Raw genomic sequence first — 21,508 nt, forward strand, 5'->3', positions numbered from 1 at the left:
GGGACATCCTGGCCGCCCCTGCGCCCGCCCGCCTTTCCGCCCCGCTTCGCCGGGGCGGAGAACCAGCGCGACCCCGCCCTCTCCGGCCTCCCCGGCCCGGCTTCCCGGGGTACCCGCGAAGCCCCGCCCGCCCAGCACTCTTGGGCGTGCTGAGGAATCCTGGCGGGGAACGGTTCCACCGGGCGGCTCCACGGGCGCGCGGTGGGAGCGGCCGGAGAGATCGCGAGGGAGACCAGCGGATGACCGCCTGGACGAGCCACGGACCGACCCGCGTCGGGCATGCCGACGCACTGCCCGGCTCATGAGCCGGATCCTGGTGACCGGTTCCACCGACGGACTGGGGCGCGCCGCGGCCGAGGCGCTGCTGTCCGAGGGCCATGACGTGGTCGTGCACGCCCGCAGCCGCGAGCGCGGGGCGGTGCTGGACCCGCTGGTCGGCCGCGGGGCGCACCTGATCGTGGCCGACTTCACGCAGCGGGACGCCGTGCGCCGCGTCGCCGCCGAGCTGAACGACGCCGAGCCGCTGGACGCGGTCGTCCACAACGCCGGCGTGTGGAGCGGACCGGCGGTCATGCCGGTCAACGTCGTCGCGCCCTACCTGCTCACGGCCCTGCTGCGCGCTCCACGCCGGCTGGTGTACCTCAGCAGCAGCTCGCACTTCAGCGGGCGTCCGTCGCTGGAAGGGGTCGACTGGACAGGCGCGAGCGCGGGCTCGTACGCCGACAGCAAGCTGTTCGTCACGGTGCTCGCGGCGGCGGTGGCACGTCTGCGGCCCGCCGTGCCGAGCAATGCCGTCGATCCGGGCTGGGTGCCCACCAGGATGGGCGGACCGGGCGCGCCGGACGATCTGGAGCTGGGGCACCGCACCCAGCAGTGGCTGGCCGCCGGGGAGGACCCCGAGGCTCTGCGCACCAGCGGTGGGTACTGGTACCACCGCCGGCTGGTGCGGCCGCACCCCGCCGTCCACGACGAGACGTTCCAGGACCGTCTCCTGCGGACACTGGCCGACGAGACGGGCACCGTACTCACCTGATCCTCCCCCGCCCGAGCGGCGCCCGCGCCGCACGATGCCCCGCGCCGGCGCCGGCACCCTGCCCCCGCCGCCCGCCCCCGCGATGCGGGTGACCGGCCGGAGGCGGAGCGCGCGGGACGGCCGGGCTCGGCGTCAGAGGCGGAACGACGCGGAGACCCGCTCGGTGAGATCGTCCTCCGTCATGGTGGTGTCCACGTCGATGGCGCGCAGCCTGAGCCGTGCCGTCTCCTCCTTGAGGCGTCCGGTGAACAAACGGTCGCGTTCGGCGAGGTTACGGCCGGCTTTCGCGGGGTCACCGGTCCTCCACACGAACCCCTCCCCCGGCACCGACCGGCTCCGGAAGGCTGATGCGCGGAATTCGGGCGTGGGAAGCAGCCAGACGGCGTGTTCGGGGGCGGCCAGCAGGGGTTCGACTAGGTGCGGCAGCAGGCGGAATCCCTCGACGACGACGCACGGCTCCCGCGGCAGGCGCAGCAGGTCCTCGACGATCAGGCCGAAGCCCTCGCCCCTGAACCAGTGGAACGTCTCGAGCATGACGTGCGGAGTCCGGTTCACCCATCGCTCGTCCATGTCCATGGCGATGAACCGGTGCAGCCAGGGCGCCTCTTCGGGAGTGGTCCGCCCGGCGTGGTCCCGCATCACGTCGTCCGTCGCGTACAGACGCCAGCCGTGGCGGCCGGCGAGCCGCCGGGCGACCGTCGACTTGCCCGCACCGCTCCCCCCACCGATCCAGAAGACGTGCCGCAGCCGGGCGGCGAGCCCGGCGGCTTCGGCGCCGACTTCGTACGGTCCTGACTGCATCGTCCTCCGATCCGAGGGGGAACCTGCGTCGGGGCCACGGCCCCGGCCGTTTCAGACGGCGGCCCCGTCCGGGTGTCCGGGACCGTTCGCGCCGAGCAGGCCGACGAGGGCGTCGGCGTGCGCGGCGCCGCTCTCCTCGACGACCTGGCGCACGCTCTGCGCCTCGCGTACGAGGGCGAAACGGATCCGTCCGTCCGCGTCCGTACGGTAGCCGTGGACGGCCGGACGCGGCAGTGAGTTGTAGGCGAAGTGGGTCGAGAAGTAGTAGGCGCCGGTGTCGTAGAGGGCCACGATGTCGCCGGGATCGACGGCCGGTAGTTCGCGTCCCACGGCGGTGAGGTCACCTGCGAAGCAGCAGGGGCCTGCGATGTCGACGGTCTGCGTCGCCCCTTGCTTGGGGCGGCCGGCGGCGTCGAACACCCCGGCCCGCAGGGGCCAGGAGCCGGGCATGAACACGGTACGGGTGGCGACCTGGGCGCCCGCGTGGGTGACGGCGATGCGCCGTCCCCCGGCGGACTTGGTGTACTCGACGAGCGAGGCGATCGTGCCGCTCTTGGCGAGCAGCGAGCGGCCGAACTCGGTGACCAGGCTGTAGCGGCCGTCGAACAACTCGGGGACGGCGGCGCGCAGTTCGGTGACGTAGTCGGCGTAGGCGGGCCGGTCCTCGTCGCTGTCGAAGTCCACCGGCAGCCCGCCGCCGATGTCCAGTCCGGTGACCTGGCGGCGGCCGAGCGTGGCGTTGATGTGCTCGGCCAGTTCGTGGGCCGCGCGCACGCCCTGCGCGATGAGCGGCAGCGGGCAGCCCTGGGAGCCGACGTGGGCGTGCAGGCGGGTCAGCCAGGGGCGGGCCGCGAAGGCTTCGGTCACGGCTCGGACGGCTCCCTCGTCGCGCAGGGCGATGCCGAACTTGGACGTGGTGGTCGCGGTGCTCATCGCTCCGATGGCGCCCGCCCCCACCTGCGGGTTCACCCGCAGACCGATCGGTCCGGCGGGCGGTCGGCCGGCCAGCAGGGCGTCGACGCGGGCGAGTTCCTGGAAGTTGTCGAGGTTGACCGCGATGCCGTGGTCGAGCGCGAACCGCAGTTCGGCGACCGTCTTGGCCGGGCTGTCGAACACCAGCCGGTCGGTGCGGAAGCCGGCCTCCAGCGCCAGCTCCAGCTCGCCCGGGGACGCCACCTCACAGCCCATGTGGGCCCGGGCGAGCAGGCGCAGCACCGGCACCAGTGAACACGCCTTGGCGGCGAAGGTGTGCTGGACGGGGGCCGGGCCCCGGAATGCGTCGCGCAGGCTGTCGACGGCGGCGAGGACACCGTCCACGTCCAGGAGGCCGATCAGGGGCGACCGGGCGTCCAGCAGTCCCTGCCCGACAGCCGCGGCCAGGGCCGCCTCCCGGGTGGTGCGCCGCCGTCGGGCCGAAGCGGAAGTCACGTGGAATCACACCTCACAGATCCGTGGTACGACGGGCCGCGGCCGCGCGCCACACGTCCCGCCGGTCCACCGGGCGCGCTCCGGCCGCAAGGGACAGCTTGCGGTGCGGCGGCCGGACGCGTCATCGTCCGCCGCGACCAGGAACGGCCTCGGTGTCGTCGCGTCCCACGAAGGAACGATCACCGCCGGGCGGCGGCCGCCCGTCTCCTTCGCCGTCCGTCCGCGACCGTTGCAGGAAGCCGCCGGCCGCCGTCGTCGTCCCCCGTCGCCGAGGAACCCTGCCGCCGCGGCGGCGTCAGGGCGCCGGGTCAGCCGTCGCGGCGGGCGAGGCGGAGGCCGAGGTCCGCCAGCAGCCGGCCCGCCGGGTCGCTCACGTCGACGCCGAACAGTTCACGGGCCCGGCGCAACCGGTAGCGCAGGGTGTTGGGGTGCACGTTCAGGCTGAGCGCGGCGGCACGGGTGTCGCCGAACTCGGCGAGGTACGCGGCGACCGAGTCGCCGTACGCGGAACCGTGCGCCCGGTCGTGCGCGACCATCGCGTGCACCGGGCTCGGCGTGCCCTGCCACAGGGGCTCGATGCGGTCGAGCACCTGGAGCAGGGCGGCCTCGGCGGCGACCTCCTGATAGGCCGCGCAGGCCGACGCCGGGGAGCCGCCGGGCGCCCTGGCCGCCCGCTCGCGCAGGACCCGTACCACCAGCTCGGCGGACGCGCGGGACGCGGCCACCTCCGACAGGTCCGCCGCCTGCCGTCCGGCCCCCGCGAAGACCACGCTGTGCGGCAGGGAGCGGACGGTGGCGGCCAGACGGCGCGCCGGGTTCGCCCCGGCGCCGCCGGGGGTGGACACGAGGACGAACAACCTGCCGTCCGAGCGGGTGGTCACACAGCCCGGCAGGTACGCGGCTGCCTGGAGGGCGAGCATGTCCAGCACCCGGTGGCCGGTGGCGTCCCCCGGCGGTGCGCCGGCCGGCGCGGCCGGGCGGGACCGCCCGGTGCCGGTCGGACCCGTGGGCGCCGGGCCGGCGGGGTCCCGGGTGCCGTGGACCTCGACGACGAGGAGCGTGTACGGCCCCTCGGGCGGCACGCCGAGCGCGCGCGCCGTCCGCTGCGCGCCGGGGCGGCCCTCCAGCAGGTCCCGTACGGCCTGTTCGCGGCGCCCGGCCTCCTCCCTCCCGCATGTCTCGTGGTGCACGAGGTGCGGCACGGCGGCGCGCGCGGCCGTTCTCAGCGCCGCGGCGGCGTCCGCGGCGAGCGGTCGCCCGTCGGCGGCGGCCCACAGGGACCCGAGCACCTCACCACCGTGCTGGACCGCGATGGCCAGCCGCTCGGCGTAGCGGTCGTCGGCGGGCAGGCGCACCACGTCGCCGCTGCTCCACAGCGCCTGGAAGAAACCCCGCTCACGGAGTTCCGCGACCCTCCAGCGGGGCACCTCCTGGCCGAGGATGGTCAGTGTGCGCAGCGGGTCCGCCCCGTGCTCCAGCCGCGAGTAGGCCAGCACCCGCGACCGCGGATCCTCGATGGTGATGGCACCGCCGACCAGGTCGGCCACCGTGTTGGCGAGCCCCGCCAGGTCGCCCAGGCGCAGGCCATCCGCCGGGGGCGGGGCGGTGGCGTCGCCGGCCACCAGGGCCGTGCGCAGCCGGCCGAGCACCTCGGTCCAGCCGGTGTCCGGGGAGCGGATCAGCAGGGCGGTACGGCCCTGGGCGGCCGCCTCGGCCAGGGCCGTGCGGAGCCTGCGGGCGCCGGGGCGCAGCACCAGGGCGGCGGCCCCGGCCCGCTCGGCGGCGCGCAGGACGTCCACCGCTTCCGGGGAGTCGGCCGGTGTTCCGGGAGTGAGCAGGACGTGGCCGGGCGCCGTCCAGCCGTCGTCGCGCTCCTCGCCGACGTCGTGCACCGTCACGTCGGCGACCGGGACGTCGGTGCCGAGCGGTGCGGCCACCACGTCGAGCAGCCCGGGTCCGGCCAGCGTGAGGAGGTGGGCCAGCGTCGGACCGCCGGGGTGCGGGGTCGGCTCGCGATCCATCCCCCCATTATGTTGCGGCCGGGAGGACGGAGCGTCGGGGCCGCTTCACCGCGCACGGCCGCCGCACTCGGCCGCCGCGCCCCGTCACCGGACTCGGCCCGCGCACGGTCACCGCGCCCGGACGCCGCGCACCGTCGTCACGGCCGGGGCGGGGGCGCCCGGCGGCCGGACGCGTCAGCGCAGGGCGCCGGCGTCCGTGTCGGGCGGGCCGCCCGGCGGTGGCACGTTCGGTTCGAACGGGGCGCGCGAGCGCCTGTGTGCGGTGTTCGGAAGACCGCTGGCCCAGGCCAGGAGGCCGGGGTCCTCCAGGTCACGGACCCACAACGTGGACAGGCCGAGGGCGTCCGGACTGGGGCGGGAACCGACCCCCACCACGCGCAGTCCGGCGCGTTTGGCCGCTCGGAGCCCGTTGACCGAGTCCTCCACCGCCAGCGCGTTCGCGCCGTCCGAGCCCAGACGCCGTACGGCTTCCGCATAGGTGTCCGGGTACGGCTTGGGCCGGATGGGCCCCTCGGGGACGACCACGTGCTGGAAGTGGTGGCGCAGGCCGACCGACTCCAGGCTGAACTCCACCAGGTCGGCCGGGCAGTTGCTGGCCACGGCGAGGGGGGCCCTGCGGCTCAGGACGGTGACGAGTTCCCGTGCGCCCGACATGGGCGCCGGGTCGCGTGCGACGAGGGCACGGTAGGCGGCCAGGAGCTGTTCGGCCAGCTCCTGCGCGCAGTCCGGTCTGCCGATGAACTCGGCCATCAGGGCTCCGCACTCGATGTAGTGCAGGCCCTTGGTCCGCTCGGCGAACTCCGGTCCGGGCGCGTGGCCGAAGCCGCGCAGGACGACGCCGCGGGCGCGTTCCCAGTGCCGTTCGGAGTCGACGAGTGTGCCGTCGCAGTCGAAGACGACGGCGTCGGGTGCCCAGTCGGGGTCGAGCGTGTGGTGTTTCGTCATGTGCTTCGCCGTTCTTGGCGTGGGTGCCATCGGGATGGGTGGGGGGTGAGGCGCCCGTGCGCGGGCCCGGGCCCGGCTGCCGCGGGGCTCCGCCGGGCGAGAGCGCGAAGCCGGGCTGTCGCAGCCGGCCGGCGGCCGTGACGGGCGGGAGGACGGCGCGGTGGGAGAGCGCCGCCCTGTCTCCGCATCCGGAAACATAATGAACGTTACGCTCGACCGGCTCGCCGGTAGGAGTGTGCCGGTGCAATACGCACATGTGGGTGACGTCTCACGGGTAGCGGAGCACGCCCTTGGCCGTCACCGCGCCGTTCTGACGGAAGCGGAAGACCGCGACACGGCCCTGGACGGCGCCCTGCACGACGGCCGGCGGGGTGTGTTCGGTGAACCGCGAGGCGGTCATCCGCCCGCCGACCGGCCGGGTCAGGCGCCCGCCGCTGCGCAGGGCGACGGCCTGCCGTGCCGCCTCCAGCAGGACCATCCCGGGGACGTGGTCCGTCTCGTGGTCGAACAGGAACGGGTGGTGGGTGTCGGCCGGGTCCACCACGAGGGCGCCGTCGTGCAGAGCGATGAGGGCGTCCGCCTCCGACGCGGTGCCGAGCAGGGCCGGCTGGGGACGCGGGCGGCCGGTGGCGGACCGGGGCGGACCGGGGTCCGCAGACCGGCGGACGGCGGCGTACCGTTCGGCCGTCAGGAACCGCGCCCCGCCGTCCGCACGCGCGAACACCTGCCGCCCGGTGAGGAAGTCGGCGCGCAGCCGCATCCCTGCCACCCGCCCGGAGCCGGGTGCCTCGACCAGGTCGGTGACGGTGACCCGGCACGTGATCTCCGAGGCACCGTGGGGCGCTCGCGGTTCGCGGGCCGGGTCGATCCGGTAGGAGACGTCGTCGATCAGGGATCTGTCGGTGGCGGGGACGCCGAAGTGGCGCCGCGGGACGTAGAGGCCGAGCTGGCGCACGGTCTCGACGACCATCCACGGGCTGTGCCTGCCGTCGGGCCCGCGGGGGAAGGTCGGGTGCGAACGCGGCCACACCGCGGCGGCGCAGAAGGCACGGCGGCCGCAGGGCCGTACATCGGTCAGGAGCACTTCGGCCACCGAGACGCGGTGGACGAGTTCGCGGGGGACGGTACGGGACCAGCTGGACGGCGTCAGGCACGTCTCACCGGCGCCACAGTCCTGTGGCCCGTCCGAGACACGCGGCGCGCGCGAACTGCGTCCGGAGCCCATGACGGAATGCTAATAAGACGATTGTGCGGTGTGCACGTCGAGCCTTCCCGGCATTCCCGCGAATGGGCTATATTCCCCCTCGCGATCTCCCCCAAGGGCAAGGAACACGCGTGCACGAACGGGCGGAAGACACCCGCAGGGCGGTATTGCAGGCAGCCGCGCACCTGTTCTTCGAACGGGGGTACGCGGCGACCAGTATCGCCGACATCAGCGAACGCTCCGCACGGACCAGCGGCGCCATCTATTTCCATTACGCCGGCAAGGAGAAACTGGCGCGTGCGGTGGTCGAGGCGCACTTCGCCACCTGGCCCGTCCTGATCGCCCGCAACGAGACCGCGGGCGCGCCCGCGCTGGAGAACCTCGTCCGCCTCAGCTTCGCGGTCGCACGGGCGTTCCGTGACGACGTGCTCGTGCGCGCCGGCGCGCGCCTGTGGGCCGAACGCCGGTCGATCGACGTGGAGATGCCCCCTCCCTTCGTCGACTGGATCGCCACGGTGGAACGCCTGCTCACCGGCGCCCGTGCGGAAGGAACGCTCGCCGCCGCGGCCGATCCGGGCCGGGACGCCGCGACCCTGGTCTCCGCCTTCTTCGGCGTGCACACGGTGTCCGACGCGCTCGACGAGCGGCGCCTGATCGAGGACCGTCTGACCGCCTTGTGGCACCTGGTCCTTCCGGGCCTGCAAGCCGTCCCGGCGCCCGGCGCCCTGCTGGCCCGGGTCAGGGACGACTCCGCGTCCCTGACCCGGTGAGGGACGGCCCCGCGCCTGGCGAGAATCAGGGGGTTCTCGGCATTTTCGCCTCTGTCGGCTGTTCGACGCCCTTCCTAGGCTTTTCTCATCAGCTGCCCGACCGCCGATGAGAAGGCCTTTCACATGTCTGAGAAGAACAACACGGAAAAGCGCGACGGGAACAACGGCAGGGAACACGACGGGAACAACGTCTCTCGGCGCACCGCGTTGGGGCGCGGCGTGGGGGCCGGGATCGGGTTCGCCGCGATCGGCCTGACGTCCGCGTTCGCCACCGCGGTGTCCGCTGCGCCGGCCGCGGCGGCCGCGCGGCCGGCGTCGGCGCCGGGTGGCCGTGGCACCCCGCAGGACGCCGGCTCACTGCCCCGGACGGTGGCGGGCATCCGCATCCCGCGCAGCGAAGTGGCCCAGAAGGCCGCGGCGTTCGCGCAGAGCGCCTCCTCCCCGACCCTCTTCAACCACGTCGTGCGGACGTATCTCTACGCCTGCGTCCTGTTCGACCAGCGCGGGGTCTCCTACGACCGCGAACTCGCCTTCGTCGCCGCGGTCCTCCACGACCTGGGGCTGGTCGAGGCGTACCGGACGCCGTCCGAGCGCTTCGAGGTCGACGGCGCCGACGCCGCCCGGCGCTTCCTGCGGGAGCAGCGCATGCCGGCCTCGCGCGTGGAGGTCGTCTGGGACGCGATCGCCCTGCACACCAACGTGGGCATCGCGACGCGCAAGAGGCCGGAGATCGCCATGGTCTCCGTCGGGTCCGGGCTCGACTTCGCCGGGAACGACCTGCAGAAGATCCCCTCCGGCACCCTGGAGGAGATCCTCGACGCGTTCCCCAGGGAGGGCTTCAAGCAGGACGCGGTCAGCACCATGCTGTCGCTGTGCCGCACCAAGCCCATGTCGGTCCTGATGCATCCCTTCGCCGAGGTCGGCCGCCGCCACATCCCCGGCTTCCCGGTGCCCACGGTGGAGGACCTGGTGCTGGCCGCGCCCTTCGCGGAGTAGGGCCGCGCCCATTTGCCGGAGACGGCCTGGGGAACTCCCTTGCCGGGTAAGGCCGTTCGCTGGGCGGGCGTCCTCAGAGCGATCCGCCGGCACCGAGGCACTCGCTCCCGGACCACCCCGGCGCTCGTCCGGGTTCTTCGGCGCGCGAAGCGGAACCCCCCGGCCCCGCAGGGCATCTCACCACCCGTACGGGCCGTGCGGCGGTGAGAGGGGATGTTCCTGATGGTACGCCGAGTTCGGGTGCTGCTGTCGATCGTCCTGGTGCTGGTGGCGGGATCGGTGGCGGTATCCGCGCCGGCCGGTGCCGTCATCGGCGGGTCCAGGAGCGGCTACGGTCCGTGGGCGGTGCGCATGCTCGTCGACGGCGCACCGGTGTGCACCGGGACAGCGATCACACGGCAGTGGATCATCAGCGCCTCGCACTGCTTCTTCGAGCAGGGGCAGCCGGTCGCCGACAAGCGGATCTCGTTCCGGGTCGGCAGTCTCGACATGCGCAAGGGGACCACGGTCCGTCCGCTGCCCGGCAGGCGCGTGGACAGTGCGCACGCCGACATGATGCTGATCAAGGTCCCGCCGATGAAGGTCCGCGCGGCACGCCTGGCCACGGCCGGGGTCCGCCGGGGGCAGGTGGTGCGGCAGTACGGGTGGGGAGCCACCTGCACGGGGGACGAGAACGCCTGCCAGTCCCCCGTGCTCAAGCAGTCGGTCCTTCGGGTCGTACGGCCCGACGACCCGCGCTGCGACGGCTTCACCGCCCCCGGCGGTTCCGACTTCTGCATGGAGAAGGTGTCCGGCATTCCCGCCGGGGGCGACTCCGGTGGCCCCGTGATGAGCGCCGGCCCCCGCGGCAGCGAAACCCTCCTCGGCGTCTTCGACGGTTCCGACCGGCAGGAGATCGCCGAGGCCGGGGAGGTCTCCCGGCAACTGGCCTGGATCCGCTCGGTCACCAGGCGTTAGCCGCCTTGTGACGGGGCCGGGCGGCCCGCGCCGGGTGCGGTCCGGACCGGTCTCCTCCGCGGTCCGGCGGGTGTCACGGCCGGGTCTTGTGCGCGAACACCCACCGGTTGCCCTCCAGCGCGTCGTTCTGCTCGGGGAGCGGGCCGCGCCCGTGCCGGTGGGTGAACTCGAAGGGGGTGTGGACGGACGTGGACCAGCCCCTGCCCGCCAGATCACCCGCGGAGTCGGGCCGGGGGCCCTTGTCGAAGAGGTGGAGCAGGTCGATGCCGATCTGCTGCCGCGTCGCCGTGTAGAGCGGGCTGTCGCGGTACTCCAGCAGGTCCTTCTCGAGTTTGACCTCGTACGCCAGGGCGCTGCCTGGGGTGCTCAGCCGGTCCACCATGTCGATGAGGTACGTCTCGGCGGCGCTCGGCAGGTAGAAGAGCAGTCCCTCGGCCAGCCAGGCACTGGGTGCGGCCGTGTCGAAGCCCGCGTCGGTCAGCGCCGCGACCCAGCCGGCCCGCAGGTCGACCGGCACCGTCACACGCGCCGCCTTCGGGGCGGCCGACACCTCCGCGAGCACCTTGTGCTTGAACTCCAGCACGCCTTCCCGGTCGATCTCGTAGACCACGCAGTCGGGCGGCCAGTCCAGCCGGAAGGCCCGCGTGTCCAACCCCGCCCCGAACAGCACGACCTGGCGGGCTCCGGCGCGGACCGAGTCGAGGAGGAAGTCGTCGAGGACCCTCGTGCGCAGACCGAAGTACCGCGCGAAGCGCCCCCACAGCGGGTTCCCGTCCCCGTCCGGTACCTGGTGCGTGCGCACCGGCCAGGCCGCGCACGCGGGCGCGGCGCGCACGAAGTGCTCGGCGTAGACGTCCCGTGCCAGGCTGTCGGGGCGGTAGGTCTCGATCGCCCGTGCCGCGGCGACCAGGAGTGCGGTCAGGCCCACCCCCGCGTCCACGCCGTCCTCGCCGGTGTTCTGCGGCGCCGTACCGACCATGTTTCCTCCGTTGACGAGAGTGGTGGGCCCGTCTGCTGCCCGGGACCGCCGTTCACCGGTTTCTTCTGTGCGGGATCAGGACGGGTTTGACCACGCGACCCGCCTCGCAGTCGCGTTCGGCCTCGTTGATGTCGGCGAGCGGGTAGGTGCGGATCAACTGGTCGAAGGGGAACCGCCCGGCCTGCCACAGCCCGGTCAGGCGGGGGATCAGCAGCCCCGGCACGGCGTCCCCCTCGCAGATGTGGGAAATGCCGCGGCCCCGGTCCAGTGTCCCGGGTTCGAGCGGCAGCGCGGTGTGCAGCCGTGCCACCAGGCCGAGGCGGCCGGTGGGGCGCAGCGCCCGGAGGGCGTCGTTGATCAGGGCGGCGGAGGCCGTGGTGTCCAGCGCGTACTGCGCGCCGCCGTCGGTCAGCCGACGGATGCGGTCGGGCAGCCCGGCCGACGCGGCGGACAGCGGGATCGCGCCGAACCGCTCGGCCAGGGCGAGCCGTTCGGGGTGCCGGTCGACGGCCACGGTGAACGCGCCGGCGGCGGTGGCCGCCATCACCGAGGCCAGGCCCACCGCTCCCGCGCCGTAGACGGCGAGGGTGTCACCGGGGCCGATGCCGAAGACGTTCAGCACCGCTCCCGCGCCGGTGAGGAAGCCGCAGCCGAGCGGTCCGAGCAGTTCGACGGGCAGGGCGGGGTCGACCCGGACGGCGTTGCGGGCCGGGACGAGGGCGTACTCGGCGAACGAGGACTGGCCGAACCAGCGGGGGGCCAGTGCTCCCCCGGCCCCGTCGGTGAACCGCGGCGGGTCCTGCTGGCGTCCTCCGAAGAGGTTGAGGGAGGCGAAGGAGTCGCAGTAGGCGGGGGCGGCTGCCCTGCAGTTGCGGCAGTGTCCGCAGGAGTCGAAACTCAGCACGACGTGGTCGCCGACGCTCAGCGCGCTGTCCGGGCCGCCCGTCCGCACCACGATCCCGGCGCCCTCGTGGCCGAGGACCGCCGGCAGCGGGCTGCGGCCGGCCGAGCGCCGGACGGCGAGATCGGTGCGGCACATCCCGCAGCCCGCGATCTCGACCAGGATCTCGTCGTCCGCCGGGCCTTCCCGCAGGACCACCTCCTCGACCTCGAACGGTCTCTCGTACGACCGCAGTACGGCCGCGCCGAATCTCATGGTCACGCCTCCCGCGGGCGGTGCACGACGAACGGCCGGAGGTTCCCGTAGAGGCCCCACGGTCCGCCCGCGACGCCGACGCCGCTGTCCTTGGCGCCCGCGAACGGCTGGGCGAGGGAGAGTTCGGCGTGGTGGTTGATCCATGCCGTCCCGCACTCCAGACGGCCGGCCACGGCCTCGGCCCGGTCCAGATCGGTGCCCCACACCGAGCCGCCCAGCCCGAAACCGGTGCCGTTGGCCGCCTCGAGGGCCTCGTCGAGGTTCCGGTAGGGCAGCACCGGCAGCACCGGACCGAACTGCTCCTCCGTCACCACGGGGCTGGTGGGCGGCACGTCGGTGAGGATCGTCGGAGCGAAGAAGTAGCCCGGCCGCTCGAGCCGGTGGCCGCCCGCCACGGCGCGGGCGCCGTCCGCCAGCGCCTTGCCCGTGTAGGCCTCCACCCGGGCCAGCTGGGGGGCGTTGTTGACCGGACCCAGCTGTGTGTCCGGGTCGAGACCGGGGCCGACGGTGACGGACCTGGCGCGCTGGGCGAGGCCTTCCACCACCTCGGAGTGGAGCCGGGCCGGGGCGTAGACGCGCTTGACGGCCATGCAGACCTGTCCGCAGTTGCGGAACGCGGCCCAGAACAGCTTGTCCGCGATGCGTTCCACGTCGACGTCCTCCAGGAGGAGCGCGGCGTCGTTGCCGCCCAGTTCCAGGGTGACCCGGGCGAGCGAGGCCGCGGCGCCCTCGGCGACGGCCCGGCCGGTGGGGACCGAGCCGGTGAAGGTGACGTGGCGGATTCCGGGGTGGGACGCGAGCCGGGCACCGAGGGGTTCACGGCCGGTGACGATGGTCAGTACGTCCTTCGGCAGGGCCTTGGCGAGGACGGAGCCCAGCAGCCGGGTGGCGAGGGGCGTGAACGGGGAGGGCTTGAGCACCATCGTGTTCCCCGCGGCGAGCGCGGGCGCGAACTTGGCCGCCGCGAGCTGGAGGGGGAAGTTCCACGGCACGATGGCGGCGACGGGCCCGAGCGGCCGCCAGCGGATCTCGCTGTGCACCGGCCGGCCGTCGTCGATCCGCTGGGGCTGCGGTGCCGTTTCGGCGAAGTACCGCAGGCGGGCCGCGGTGCGGGCGATCTCCGCGGACGACTCGGCCAGGGGCTTGCCCTGTTCCCGGGTGAGCAACCGGGCCAGTTCGGCACCGGCCGCCTCCACGGCGTCGGCCGCCGCGCGCAGCGCGGTGGCGCGGGCAGCGGGCTCGTCCCGCCAGCCGAGCCAGGCCCGGTGCGCCCGTTCGACGACGGCGTCCAGCTCCTGCGGCCGCTGATCGGGAGCCTCGCCGAAGGCCTCACCCGTGGCCGGGTCGACGACGGCGAGACACCCGCCCGGGACATCGGCCGGAGGACGGCGCTCCAAGGTCGGCATGCCGGATCAGTTCGCCGGGGTGCCGGCGACCGCGTGCTCCCGGGCCTGCCGGTCCATCTCCGCCCGGAAGGCGGCCACCAGGTGGGGCTGGATCCTCCCGGCGGTGCGGTCGCCGCCTTCGCAGACCGCCCCGCGCACCCCGACGATGTCGGTGCCGATCCGGGTCAGCGGGCCGAGGTCGGCCTGCTTGACGCTGCCCGCGAGAGCGGCGAGCAGACCGTGCTCGTGGGCCAGCCGGACGAACTCGGCGCAGACGTCCGGCGGGACGTGGTCGAACAGCCGTGTGCCGTCCTTGACCGCGGTGTCGAGCATGGCCGCGTCGGCACCGGAGCGGTGGGCGATGCCGGGCAGCGCGAGCGGGTTGACGCAGCCGATCCGGTGGGCGTCCGCGTAGCCCGAGGCGACGACGAGCGCCTCCGGCCGGTGGTCCTTCACCGCCCTGACGACCCCGCGCATGACCTCGACGGCCTGGTCGGGCGTCGTGCAGCCGTAGAGCCCGACCTTGATGTACGTGGCTCCCGAGACGACGGCGCCGAGCGCGGCCTGGGCCACCGTGCCGGGCTTGTACGGGACGTCCCCCACGGTCGCGGACACCGGCTTGTCCGCGGGGACCGCGTCGCGGATCTCCCTGATGACCCACGGGAAGTTGGCGCCCAGCGAGCCCTCGTCGGGCTTTTTGACATCGACGATGTCGAGGTGCTCCGCCGCCTTCGCGCAGTCGAGGGCCTCCTCGACACTGTCCGGGGAGATGAGAAGCAACAACGTGGACTCCTTCCACCGCGGGTCCGCCCGGCCGGGGCTCAGATGTGCGGCTCGTCCGGTTCCCGTGCGGTGTGCTCATCATTTCCCGCGTCCGTGGGCACCGGTAGGGCGCGCGGAGTCCTCTCGGGGCGCCCCACGGCGCTCGCAGTGCGCCGTGCGCACCGGCGGGAACCGGCCGGCGGCCGGTACCGGCACCTGCCGCGGCCCGCGCCGGAGCGGTCCCGGCGCTCCGGCGCGGGCCGGACCGGTCCGGGGTGCTCCTGCCCGCGAGGGGTCATCGGTCCGGAAGAGGTCACCGGCCTCGATGGGTCGCCGCCCCGCAAGGGGGCACCGGCAGGGGCGGCAGCGCCCGCGGGCCGCCGAGGTGGGAGGGGTCCGGTCAGAGGGGCTTGAGCCGGGTGCGCAGGAGGCAGAACTCGTTGCCTTCCGGGTCGGCCAGGACGTGCCAGTTCTCGGTGCCGCTCTGGCCGACGTCGGCGGGCCTGGCGCCCAGGGCGAGCAACCGCTCCAGCTCGGCGTCCTGGTCGCGGTCGGTGGCGTTGACGTCGATGTGCAGCGGGAGCTTCCCGGGCCGCGGGGCGCCACCGGGGCTGAGGACGAGGGTGGGCTGCGGACCGCCGAAGCCGACGCCGGGCGGCCCGATCTCGATGCTCCCGTCCTCCTCACGGCCGAGTTCGACGTAACCGAGGACCTCGCTCCAGAACGCGGCGAGCCGCTCGGGGTCGGCGCAGTCGAGAACCAGTTCGCTGATGCGGCATGCCATGCCCGCCAGCGTACTCGGCCGCCGGGGGCGAACACGGCCTTGTTTCCCGGGGGGTTGGCAGTAGGCCCGCCCCGCCCCGGGCGGGGGCCGCGACGGTCGCCGTCGGCAGGCCCCCGGTCGTGCCGGTCAGCGGTCGAGGACAGCCGGGGCGACAGCGCCCGGGGTGCTTGGCCGGTCCCGCCCGGCATCGAGCGGCCGGCCTCAACTCGCCCTGCCCGCCGCCCGGTCGACTGACCGCGTCCGCGCATCGCCTCCGAGCGCCTGACTTTGCCCGCCACTCTGCGGCACGGCCACCGCTACGTGACATCGATCACAACGCATTCCGCTACTACGCACCAGCGATAGTAGTGGACGCTCTGGCGACATGGGGGACTTGTCCGGCTTGGTACAGGTGCTCGGCGCGGTCGCCAGGGGCGCTGACCACCGCTCAGCCCTTCTCTTTCTTCTCCCGCCCGGGAGGGGCTCCTGACGCCGGGCCAGGCGTGCGCACCTGGGCGGACGACGTGATCAGCATGTTCCCCTTCGGCTCCGCAAGGACCGCGACGATCTACGAGCCGGGGTAGTAGCGAAGACCTTTGCGTCGCCGCTCACCGTCGTCCCAAGATGACGACCCGAAGACATCGCCGCAGTTCAGGGGCGGACTCCCGAAGAGCCGCCCGGTCGAAGGCGCTCGGCGACCACCGAGTGAGGTCACGCATGGGCAAGCATCGCAAGCATCAGCAGTACCGGCGGATAGCCATCGCCGCCGTCGCCGCCGTCGCCGCCGGAGCCGTCGGCGTCCCGTCCGCCGCACTGGCCTGCGGCTGGCCGGGCAGCGGAACACACCCGTCGCAGCACGTCGCGGACAGGACGGCCGAGGTCCAGTGGAATCCGAGCGCGTGGGACGACGCCGGGAGCGGTACGCGGGGCGGCGGGACGACGCCCTCGAAGACACCGACCGCGACCGCCCACGAGGACGGGGCCTCCCGGCACACCGCGACCCCGTCCGGCCCCAGGAGCGTCAGGGGCACGGCTTCACCGCGCCCGCGGAAGACAGCGGTGAGGTCCGGCAAGCCCCTCTCCCTCGGCACTCCGCACAGGAGCACCGCGTCCGCGGCCCCGACCGCGGCCTCCACGGCCCCCACCACGGCCTCCGCCGCACCCACGGCCCCCACCACGGCCTCCGCCTCCCCGGCACCCGCCACCGCGCCCGCCGGCGCTCCCCCGGCCGCCTCCGCCGGCCCGCAGACCGGTACGACGGCGCCCACCGCCGTCGCCGCCCAGGTCCTGGAACTCGTCAACGCCGAGCGGGCGAAGGCCGGTTGCTCGGCGCTGACCGCGGACCCCACACTGGCCGCGGCCGCCCAGGCGCACAGCGAGGACATGGCGGCGCACCAGAACATGTCGCACACCGGCTCCGACGGGTCCGCCCCCGGCGACCGCATCACCGCCGCGGGTTACGCCTGGAGCACGTACGGCGAGAACGTCGCCTACGGGTACTCCACCCCGGAACAGGTGATGGCGGCCTGGATGGCGAGCCCCGGCCACAAGGCCAACATCCTCAACTGTTCGTTCAAGGAGATCGGTGTCGGCCTGGCCCAGCCCGGCGCGTACTGGACGCAGGACTTCGCGACCAGCCGCTGAACGACGCCCGTCCGGCGGCCGCGCGGGCCGGCGAGGGCCTGGCCCGGCGACCGCCGCCGCCCGGCCGGCCCGGCGCCCCGCCCCCGGCGCTCAGGCGCTGCACTCGGCGCGCACCGCGTCGACCGCGTGATGCGCGTCCGTCGCGCCCGAGGAGTTCCAGTCCTTGCCCCGGTCGTGCAGCTTCACCGCGAGGACACCGTCGGTGATCCTCACCGCCGGTGACGCCACCCACTGCCCCCGGTGGCCGACCTGGTCGACGCTGAACCCGGTCAGTGTCGCCGCGCTCGCGCTCGACCCGTTGTGCAGGGTGTAGTACGACGGATCGCCGCCGACGTGCTTGAGAGCCGCTGGCGCGGCGCTCACGGCCGCCGTCCGGGACGCCACCCGGCGCGGCGCGCTCGTCGTCGCGCCCGCCTGCGCACCGCCCGGCCCGTCCGCGGGCACCGCCTCGCCGGACCCGGCCCGGCCCGCCTATCCCGCGGCGCTCCCGCAGGTCGTGGCGGTGGCGTCGCTGGGGCCCGGCGGCGTCCCCGGCCTGCGGACCGCGCCGAGCACGGCACCGGACATCGCGGCGCCCGGCGAGGCGGTGATGAGTGTCGGACCGGGAGGTCCGGGCCACTTCACGGGCAGCGGCGCCGACCTGGCGACGGCGTTCGTGGCGGGCACGGCGGCCCTGGTCCGCGCGGCGCACCCGGAGTCGACGCCCGCCCAGGTGCGGGCGCGGCTGCTCACGACGGCGTACCCCATGGTGACGGCGGGCCGGGCGTTCGTGGGCGCGGGCACCGTAGACCCGTCGGCAGCGGTCAACGCCCCGGCCCCCGGCGCCGCCACGCCCTCCGCGGCCACGTCTCCCTCCTCCTTCGCGCTTCCCGCCCGCGCCTCCCACCGGGGCCGTGGCACCGCCGTGGTCGTGGCGGTCGCCGCCGTGGCCGCGATCCTCCTGACCGCCCTCGCCGGGTTCACGTTCGCCCGGGGCCGGCGCAGGGGCTGGCGCCCGGGAACGCCCTGACGCTCGGCCCGCGTCGGGCGCGCACCACCCGGCCGCCGCCCGCCGGGCCGGCGAGCCGGCGGGGCGGCGAGCCGGCGGGGCGGCGGGGCGGGTACCCGCCGTGCGTGCGACGTCCCGTCAGGACCCGGTCGCTGCGCGCCACCGGCCGGGGCGGGTGATGCCGTCCATGAGCAGGTCGAGCAGCCGCTCGGCCTGTGCGCGCTGGCGGACGTCCCCGGCCGCGAGGGTGACACCGGCCAGGGCCATGAGGATGTCGGAGGAGGCCACGTCCTCGCGGACCGCTCCCTGAGCGACGGCGGCGAGACGGAACTCCTCGACGGCGTCCGTCAGTTGCGCGCGCGTCTGCGAACCGAGCCGTTCGTCGTCCCGCAGGAGTGCCTTGAGCGTCTCCGCCATGCCGTGCTTGGCGGCGAGGTAGTCCAGCACCTCGGACATCCATGCCCGCAGCGCCCGGTCGGCCGGCAGGTCGCGCAGGAGCGGCGAGGTCCGGGCGCACAGCCGGGCGGTCTCGTAGCGGTAGGTGGCGTCGACGAGCTGCTCACGGGTCGGGAAGCGCCGGTAGAGGGTGCCGATCCCCACACCCGCGTCCTCGGCGATCTGCTTCAGGGTCGCGGCGGCGCCGTCCCGCGCGAACGCCAGGGCGGCGGCGGCGAGCAGCTTGTCCTCGTTGGCCCGCGCGTCGGCCCGGACGCGACGGCCGGACGGATCAGGCATGCGGTTCTTCCTCTCGGCTTGCTGTCCGGAGCCGACTCCGCTTACGGTGGCGGCCAAGCGGAGTCGACTCCGCTTGTGTCGGACGGTAGCAGATTGCCGCCGTCCGCCCGTCGCACCGCCGCGACCACGAAAAGGGGCACCCACGTCATGCGGTACCGCACGCTGGGCAGTACAGGAGTCCAGGTCAGCTCGCTCTGCCTGGGCGCGATGATGTTCGGGAAGTGGGGGAACCCCGATCACGACGACTCGGTCGGCATCATCCGCACCGCGCTCGACGCGGGCGTCAACATCATCGACACCGCCGACGTGTACGCGGACGGCGAGTCCGAGGTCATCGTCGGGAAGGCGATCGCCGGACGGCGCGACGAGGTCGTCCTGGCGACCAAGGTGTCCAGCCCGATGGGTCCCGGCCCCGGCCGGCGCGGCGCCTCGCGGCGCTGGATCACGCAGGCCTGCGAGGAGAGTCTGCGCCGGCTGGGCACCGATCACATCGACCTGTACCAGGTGCACCGGCCCGATCCGGCGACCGACGTCGACGAGACCCTGGGCGCGCTCTCCGATCTCGTCCGCGCGGGCAAGATCCGCTACGCGGGGTCCTCGACGTTCGCGCCCTCGGCGATCGTCCAGGCGCAGTGGACCGCCGAACGGCGCGGGCGCGAGCGCTTCGTGTGCGAACAGCCGCCGTACTCCCTCCTGGCCCGGGGTGTGGAGGCCGAGGTGCTGCCCACCTGCGAGACGTACCGGATGGGGGTGCTGGCCTGGAGCCCGCTGGCCGGGGGGTGGCTCTCCGGCCGCTGGCGCCGCGACGGGGCCGGTCCGTCCAGCCACCGCACCCGGACCATGCCCTTCCGCACCACGCTCTCCCACTACGACCTGGACGTGCCGGGCAACCAGGCCAAGCTGGACGCCGCCACGGAACTCGCCCGCACGGCCGACGAGGCCGGCCTGACGCTGATCCAGCTGGCGCTGGCGTTCGTCACCACGCACCCCGCGGTCACCGCGGCGGTCGTCGGCCCCCGTACCGCCGCGCACCTGCGCGACCATCTGAGCGCGGCGGACATCGTCCTGGAGCCCGCCGTGCTGGACCGCGTCGACCGCATCGTGGCGCCGGGCACCGACCTCAACCCCGAGGACACGGGCTACCACGCGGCCGTCCTGGCCGACCCGGCACGCCGCCGCCGCACCGCCGCCCGGTGAGCCACCCGGGTCGGCCCGTTCGTCCCGCCCCCGCCGGCCCGGCACGGCCCCGCACCTCACGGAACGTCAGGCGTCGTAGCCGTAGCCCGTCCAGTTCTCCAGCACGCGCTCGCGCAGTTCGCGGGGGTACGACGTACGGAAGGAGGCGGTGGTGCCGCGGAAGCCGTCCGGCAGCAGGCAGTCCGTGACCGACTTGCCGCCCCGGGCGGCGCGGACCTCCTCGGGGGTGAGGTAGGGGACCATCGGGATGCCGGGGGCCTGCGGGAAGGTGTGGTGGCCGGTGTCCGGGTGGCTGCGGGTGGCGAGCGCCCAGACGACCTGGCCGATGTCGGTGACGTCGATGTCGTCGTCGACGACGATCACCTTGGGCACCAGCCATCCGGCGTGCGAGGCGAACAGCACGTCGGCGATCGAACGGATCAACGCGCCCCGGCCCAGGCCGAGTTCCACGCGCTGGGCGCGGTCGACGGAGACGGCGAGCCAGCAGGTGGCGGCCTCGTAGGGGCACCACGCCAGAGTGATCGGCAGCCCGGCGGCGCGCAGCACGTCCAGGGCGGCGGCCGCGATCATGGTGCCCCAGATCGTGTGGTTCTCCTCCGGCGGCACCCCGGCCGCGCAGACCGGCAGGATCGGGTCGTCGCGGTAGGTGACCGCCTCGACGTGGAAGACGGGCTGCTCCTTGCCGTCGGGGAACGCGTACCCGTGGTACTCCCCCATCGGCCCCTCGGGGGCGGTCTCGTCGCTGCTGAGGTAGCCCTCCAGGACGATCTCGGCGTTGGCGGGCACGTACAGTCCGTTCGTCTCGGTACGGACCACCTCGACCGGGCTGCCGGTGAGCGCGCCGACGTAGCCGTCCTCGTCGACGTGCGCCGGGAGCGGCATCCCCGCGGCCGCGAGCGCCGCGGGCGGGGCGCCCAGGACCATCGCCCACGGCGTGTGCCGGCCCTCCTCGCGCCACGCCTCGCGGATCATGCCGACGTGTTGCTGCGGCATGGCGGGACCGACCAGGGTCGTGCGGTCGCGCAGCATGGTGCGGGCCACCGACCAGCTCGTCCACGAGCCGTCCGGGGTGCGCACCACGTGGAAGCCGTAGGTGCCGAAGTACCGTCCGCCGTCCTCCTGGTGGAGCAGGGGTACGGGGAAGAGTTCCAGGTCGACGTCGTCACCGGTGCGGACGTTCTGCTTGCACGGCCCGGTGGCGACCTCGACCGGCGCGACGGGGTCCGCGTGCAGGGCGGCGACGAGGTGTTCCACGATCCGCCGCGGACCGGCGTCGCGGGGCAGCCCGACGTGCGCGGCGAGCCGCGCGTGGGCGGCACCCGACCGGGGGTCGCCCAGTCCGGCCGGGGCGCCCAGGACGCGGTGGCCGGGGGCGGCGCCGGTGAGGGAGGTGAACAGGGGGGCGGGTGCGCCGGTCTCGTACGCCCGACGGGTCACGGCGCCCACTTCGAGGTGCGGATCGACGCTCCTGCCGATCTCCACCGCATCGCCGTCGGCCAGCAGCCGTGCGACGAAGGCCCGGAAGTCGAGGGCGGGGTCGGGAGCGGGGCGCTGGGAGGCGCCGGGGGCAGGGTCGAGGTCACGGCCGGTGCGGGGGGCGGGGCCGGGGAAGGAATGGGTGGTCATGGCGCGGGCGGGCTCCTGTTCGTCTGGATGTGAGGCCGGCCAGGGGTGGCCGGTCAAGGGTCTGTCTCTTATACACATCTCCGAGCCCACGAGACTCCTGAGCATCTCGTATGCCGTC

General features: G+C 74.4%; 20 protein-coding genes. 7 read left to right on the top strand and 13 right to left on the bottom strand.

The window, feature by feature from the left end; translation table 11 throughout:
• Positions 1–301 precede the first annotated feature (301 nt).
• Complete coding sequence (locus IG64_RS03150; RefSeq protein WP_037851569.1) at positions 302–1,033, top strand: SDR family NAD(P)-dependent oxidoreductase; 732 nt, start codon at positions 302–304, stop codon at positions 1,031–1,033.
• A 132-nt stretch (positions 1,034–1,165) separates the two neighbouring features.
• Here the strand turns inward: IG64_RS03150 and IG64_RS03155 are convergent, their stop codons facing one another.
• The 5 genes from IG64_RS03155 to IG64_RS03175 form a co-directional block, all read right to left on the bottom strand.
• On the bottom strand, positions 1,166–1,834 hold the full coding sequence (locus tag IG64_RS03155; protein WP_051812307.1) for an AAA family ATPase: 669 nt from the start codon (positions 1,832–1,834) through the stop codon (positions 1,166–1,168).
• A 51-nt stretch (positions 1,835–1,885) separates the two neighbouring features.
• A complete protein-coding gene (locus IG64_RS03160) occupies positions 1,886–3,262 on the bottom strand; it encodes a diaminopimelate decarboxylase (RefSeq protein WP_037851571.1) in 1,377 nt (458 codons plus the stop codon).
• A gap of 308 nt (positions 3,263–3,570) precedes the next feature.
• Positions 3,571–5,283: a PucR family transcriptional regulator gene (locus IG64_RS03165; protein ID WP_037851573.1), complete on the bottom strand. Its 1,713-nt coding sequence runs from the start codon at positions 5,281–5,283 to the stop codon at positions 3,571–3,573.
• Positions 5,284–5,457: 174 nt separating this feature from the next.
• Positions 5,458–6,228 (bottom strand): HAD family hydrolase, encoded by a 771-nt coding sequence (locus tag IG64_RS03170; RefSeq protein ID WP_037851575.1) that lies wholly within the window; start codon positions 6,226–6,228, stop codon positions 5,458–5,460.
• Positions 6,229–6,496: 268 nt separating this feature from the next.
• Positions 6,497–7,453 carry a ScbA/BarX family gamma-butyrolactone biosynthesis protein gene (locus tag IG64_RS03175; protein ID WP_037851576.1) on the bottom strand — a complete coding sequence of 319 codons (957 nt, stop codon included), beginning with the start codon at positions 7,451–7,453 and terminating at the stop codon, positions 6,497–6,499.
• Between the two features lie 110 nt (positions 7,454–7,563).
• Here IG64_RS03175 and IG64_RS03180 point away from each other — a divergent pair, with 110 nt between their 5' ends.
• From IG64_RS03180 to IG64_RS03190, 3 genes are all read left to right on the top strand, one after another.
• Complete coding sequence (locus IG64_RS03180) at positions 7,564–8,202, top strand: ScbR family autoregulator-binding transcription factor (protein ID WP_037851578.1); 639 nt, start codon at positions 7,564–7,566, stop codon at positions 8,200–8,202.
• A 123-nt stretch (positions 8,203–8,325) separates the two neighbouring features.
• A complete protein-coding gene (locus tag IG64_RS03185; RefSeq protein WP_051812311.1) occupies positions 8,326–9,198 on the top strand; it encodes an HD domain-containing protein in 873 nt (290 codons plus the stop codon).
• Positions 9,199–9,420: 222 nt separating this feature from the next.
• On the top strand, positions 9,421–10,155 hold the full coding sequence (locus IG64_RS03190) for a S1 family peptidase (RefSeq protein WP_037851692.1): 735 nt from the start codon (positions 9,421–9,423) through the stop codon (positions 10,153–10,155).
• Between the two features lie 73 nt (positions 10,156–10,228).
• Here the strand turns inward: IG64_RS03190 and IG64_RS03195 are convergent, their stop codons facing one another.
• The 5 genes from IG64_RS03195 to IG64_RS03215 form a co-directional block, all read right to left on the bottom strand.
• The gene (locus tag IG64_RS03195) at positions 10,229–11,134 is read right to left on the bottom strand and encodes a class I SAM-dependent methyltransferase (protein ID WP_037851579.1); all 906 of its coding nucleotides are present in this window, start codon (positions 11,132–11,134) and stop codon (positions 10,229–10,231) included.
• Positions 11,135–11,186: 52 nt separating this feature from the next.
• Positions 11,187–12,290 (bottom strand): NAD(P)-dependent alcohol dehydrogenase, encoded by a 1,104-nt coding sequence (locus IG64_RS03200; RefSeq protein WP_037851580.1) that lies wholly within the window; start codon positions 12,288–12,290, stop codon positions 11,187–11,189.
• Between the two features lie 2 nt (positions 12,291–12,292).
• Positions 12,293–13,696 carry an aldehyde dehydrogenase family protein gene (locus IG64_RS03205; RefSeq protein WP_037851582.1) on the bottom strand — a complete coding sequence of 468 codons (1,404 nt, stop codon included), beginning with the start codon at positions 13,694–13,696 and terminating at the stop codon, positions 12,293–12,295.
• Positions 13,697–13,702: 6 nt separating this feature from the next.
• The gene (locus IG64_RS03210) at positions 13,703–14,458 is read right to left on the bottom strand and encodes a (5-formylfuran-3-yl)methyl phosphate synthase (protein ID WP_037851583.1); all 756 of its coding nucleotides are present in this window, start codon (positions 14,456–14,458) and stop codon (positions 13,703–13,705) included.
• 379 nt (positions 14,459–14,837) lie between these two features.
• Positions 14,838–15,221 carry a VOC family protein gene (locus tag IG64_RS03215; RefSeq protein WP_037851586.1) on the bottom strand — a complete coding sequence of 128 codons (384 nt, stop codon included), beginning with the start codon at positions 15,219–15,221 and terminating at the stop codon, positions 14,838–14,840.
• Positions 15,222–15,917: 696 nt separating this feature from the next.
• Between IG64_RS03215 and IG64_RS03220 the strand changes: the two genes are divergently transcribed.
• The gene (locus tag IG64_RS03220; RefSeq protein ID WP_037851589.1) at positions 15,918–16,844 is read left to right on the top strand and encodes a CAP domain-containing protein; all 927 of its coding nucleotides are present in this window, start codon (positions 15,918–15,920) and stop codon (positions 16,842–16,844) included.
• 90 nt (positions 16,845–16,934) lie between these two features.
• Here IG64_RS03220 and IG64_RS03225 read toward each other — a convergent pair whose 3' ends face one another.
• Positions 16,935–17,207 (bottom strand): hypothetical protein, encoded by a 273-nt coding sequence (locus IG64_RS03225; RefSeq protein WP_037851591.1) that lies wholly within the window; start codon positions 17,205–17,207, stop codon positions 16,935–16,937.
• Here IG64_RS03225 and IG64_RS40060 point away from each other — a divergent pair.
• Positions 17,182–17,853: a S8 family serine peptidase gene (locus IG64_RS40060; protein WP_051812313.1), complete on the top strand. Its 672-nt coding sequence runs from the start codon at positions 17,182–17,184 to the stop codon at positions 17,851–17,853. The genes IG64_RS03225 and IG64_RS40060 overlap by 26 nt on opposite strands.
• A 117-nt stretch (positions 17,854–17,970) precedes the next feature.
• Here the strand turns inward: IG64_RS40060 and IG64_RS03235 are convergent, their stop codons facing one another.
• On the bottom strand, positions 17,971–18,567 hold the full coding sequence (locus IG64_RS03235; RefSeq protein ID WP_037851593.1) for a TetR/AcrR family transcriptional regulator: 597 nt from the start codon (positions 18,565–18,567) through the stop codon (positions 17,971–17,973).
• A gap of 147 nt (positions 18,568–18,714) precedes the next feature.
• Here IG64_RS03235 and IG64_RS03240 point away from each other — a divergent pair, with 147 nt between their 5' ends.
• The gene (locus IG64_RS03240; RefSeq protein WP_037851594.1) at positions 18,715–19,764 is read left to right on the top strand and encodes an aldo/keto reductase; all 1,050 of its coding nucleotides are present in this window, start codon (positions 18,715–18,717) and stop codon (positions 19,762–19,764) included.
• A 66-nt stretch (positions 19,765–19,830) separates the two neighbouring features.
• Here IG64_RS03240 and IG64_RS03245 read toward each other — a convergent pair whose 3' ends face one another.
• On the bottom strand, positions 19,831–21,390 hold the full coding sequence (locus tag IG64_RS03245) for a UbiD family decarboxylase (RefSeq protein WP_078883754.1): 1,560 nt from the start codon (positions 21,388–21,390) through the stop codon (positions 19,831–19,833).
• Positions 21,391–21,508 lie beyond the last annotated feature (118 nt).

The organism is Streptomyces sp. NRRL S-340, from assembly GCF_000720185.1.
In the GTDB taxonomy this organism is placed as follows: domain Bacteria; phylum Actinomycetota; class Actinomycetes; order Streptomycetales; family Streptomycetaceae; genus Streptomyces.

Excerpts from the sequence above, each read along its gene's own strand:
- IG64_RS03150 (WP_037851569.1), top strand. The coding sequence starts at position 302 with ATGAGCCGGATCCTGGTGACCGGTTCCACCGACGGACTGGGGCGCGCC.
- IG64_RS03155 (WP_051812307.1), bottom strand. The coding sequence starts at position 1,834 with ATGCAGTCAGGACCGTACGAAGTCGGCGCCGAAGCCGCCGGGCTCGCC.
- IG64_RS03165 (WP_037851573.1), bottom strand. The coding sequence starts at position 5,283 with ATGGATCGCGAGCCGACCCCGCACCCCGGCGGTCCGACGCTGGCCCAC.
- IG64_RS03170 (WP_037851575.1), bottom strand. The coding sequence starts at position 6,228 with ATGACGAAACACCACACGCTCGACCCCGACTGGGCACCCGACGCCGTC.
- IG64_RS03175 (WP_037851576.1), bottom strand. The coding sequence starts at position 7,453 with ATGGGCTCCGGACGCAGTTCGCGCGCGCCGCGTGTCTCGGACGGGCCA.
- IG64_RS03185 (WP_051812311.1), top strand. The coding sequence starts at position 8,326 with ATGTCTGAGAAGAACAACACGGAAAAGCGCGACGGGAACAACGGCAGG.
- IG64_RS03190 (WP_037851692.1), top strand. The coding sequence starts at position 9,421 with ATGGTACGCCGAGTTCGGGTGCTGCTGTCGATCGTCCTGGTGCTGGTG.
- IG64_RS03195 (WP_037851579.1), bottom strand. The coding sequence starts at position 11,134 with ATGGTCGGTACGGCGCCGCAGAACACCGGCGAGGACGGCGTGGACGCG.
- IG64_RS03200 (WP_037851580.1), bottom strand. The coding sequence starts at position 12,290 with ATGAGATTCGGCGCGGCCGTACTGCGGTCGTACGAGAGACCGTTCGAG.
- IG64_RS03205 (WP_037851582.1), bottom strand. The coding sequence starts at position 13,696 with ATGCCGACCTTGGAGCGCCGTCCTCCGGCCGATGTCCCGGGCGGGTGT.
- IG64_RS03215 (WP_037851586.1), bottom strand. The coding sequence starts at position 15,221 with ATGGCATGCCGCATCAGCGAACTGGTTCTCGACTGCGCCGACCCCGAG.
- IG64_RS03220 (WP_037851589.1), top strand. The coding sequence starts at position 15,918 with ATGGGCAAGCATCGCAAGCATCAGCAGTACCGGCGGATAGCCATCGCC.
- IG64_RS03235 (WP_037851593.1), bottom strand. The coding sequence starts at position 18,567 with ATGCCTGATCCGTCCGGCCGTCGCGTCCGGGCCGACGCGCGGGCCAAC.
- IG64_RS03240 (WP_037851594.1), top strand. The coding sequence starts at position 18,715 with ATGCGGTACCGCACGCTGGGCAGTACAGGAGTCCAGGTCAGCTCGCTC.
- IG64_RS03245 (WP_078883754.1), bottom strand. The coding sequence starts at position 21,390 with ATGACCACCCATTCCTTCCCCGGCCCCGCCCCCCGCACCGGCCGTGAC.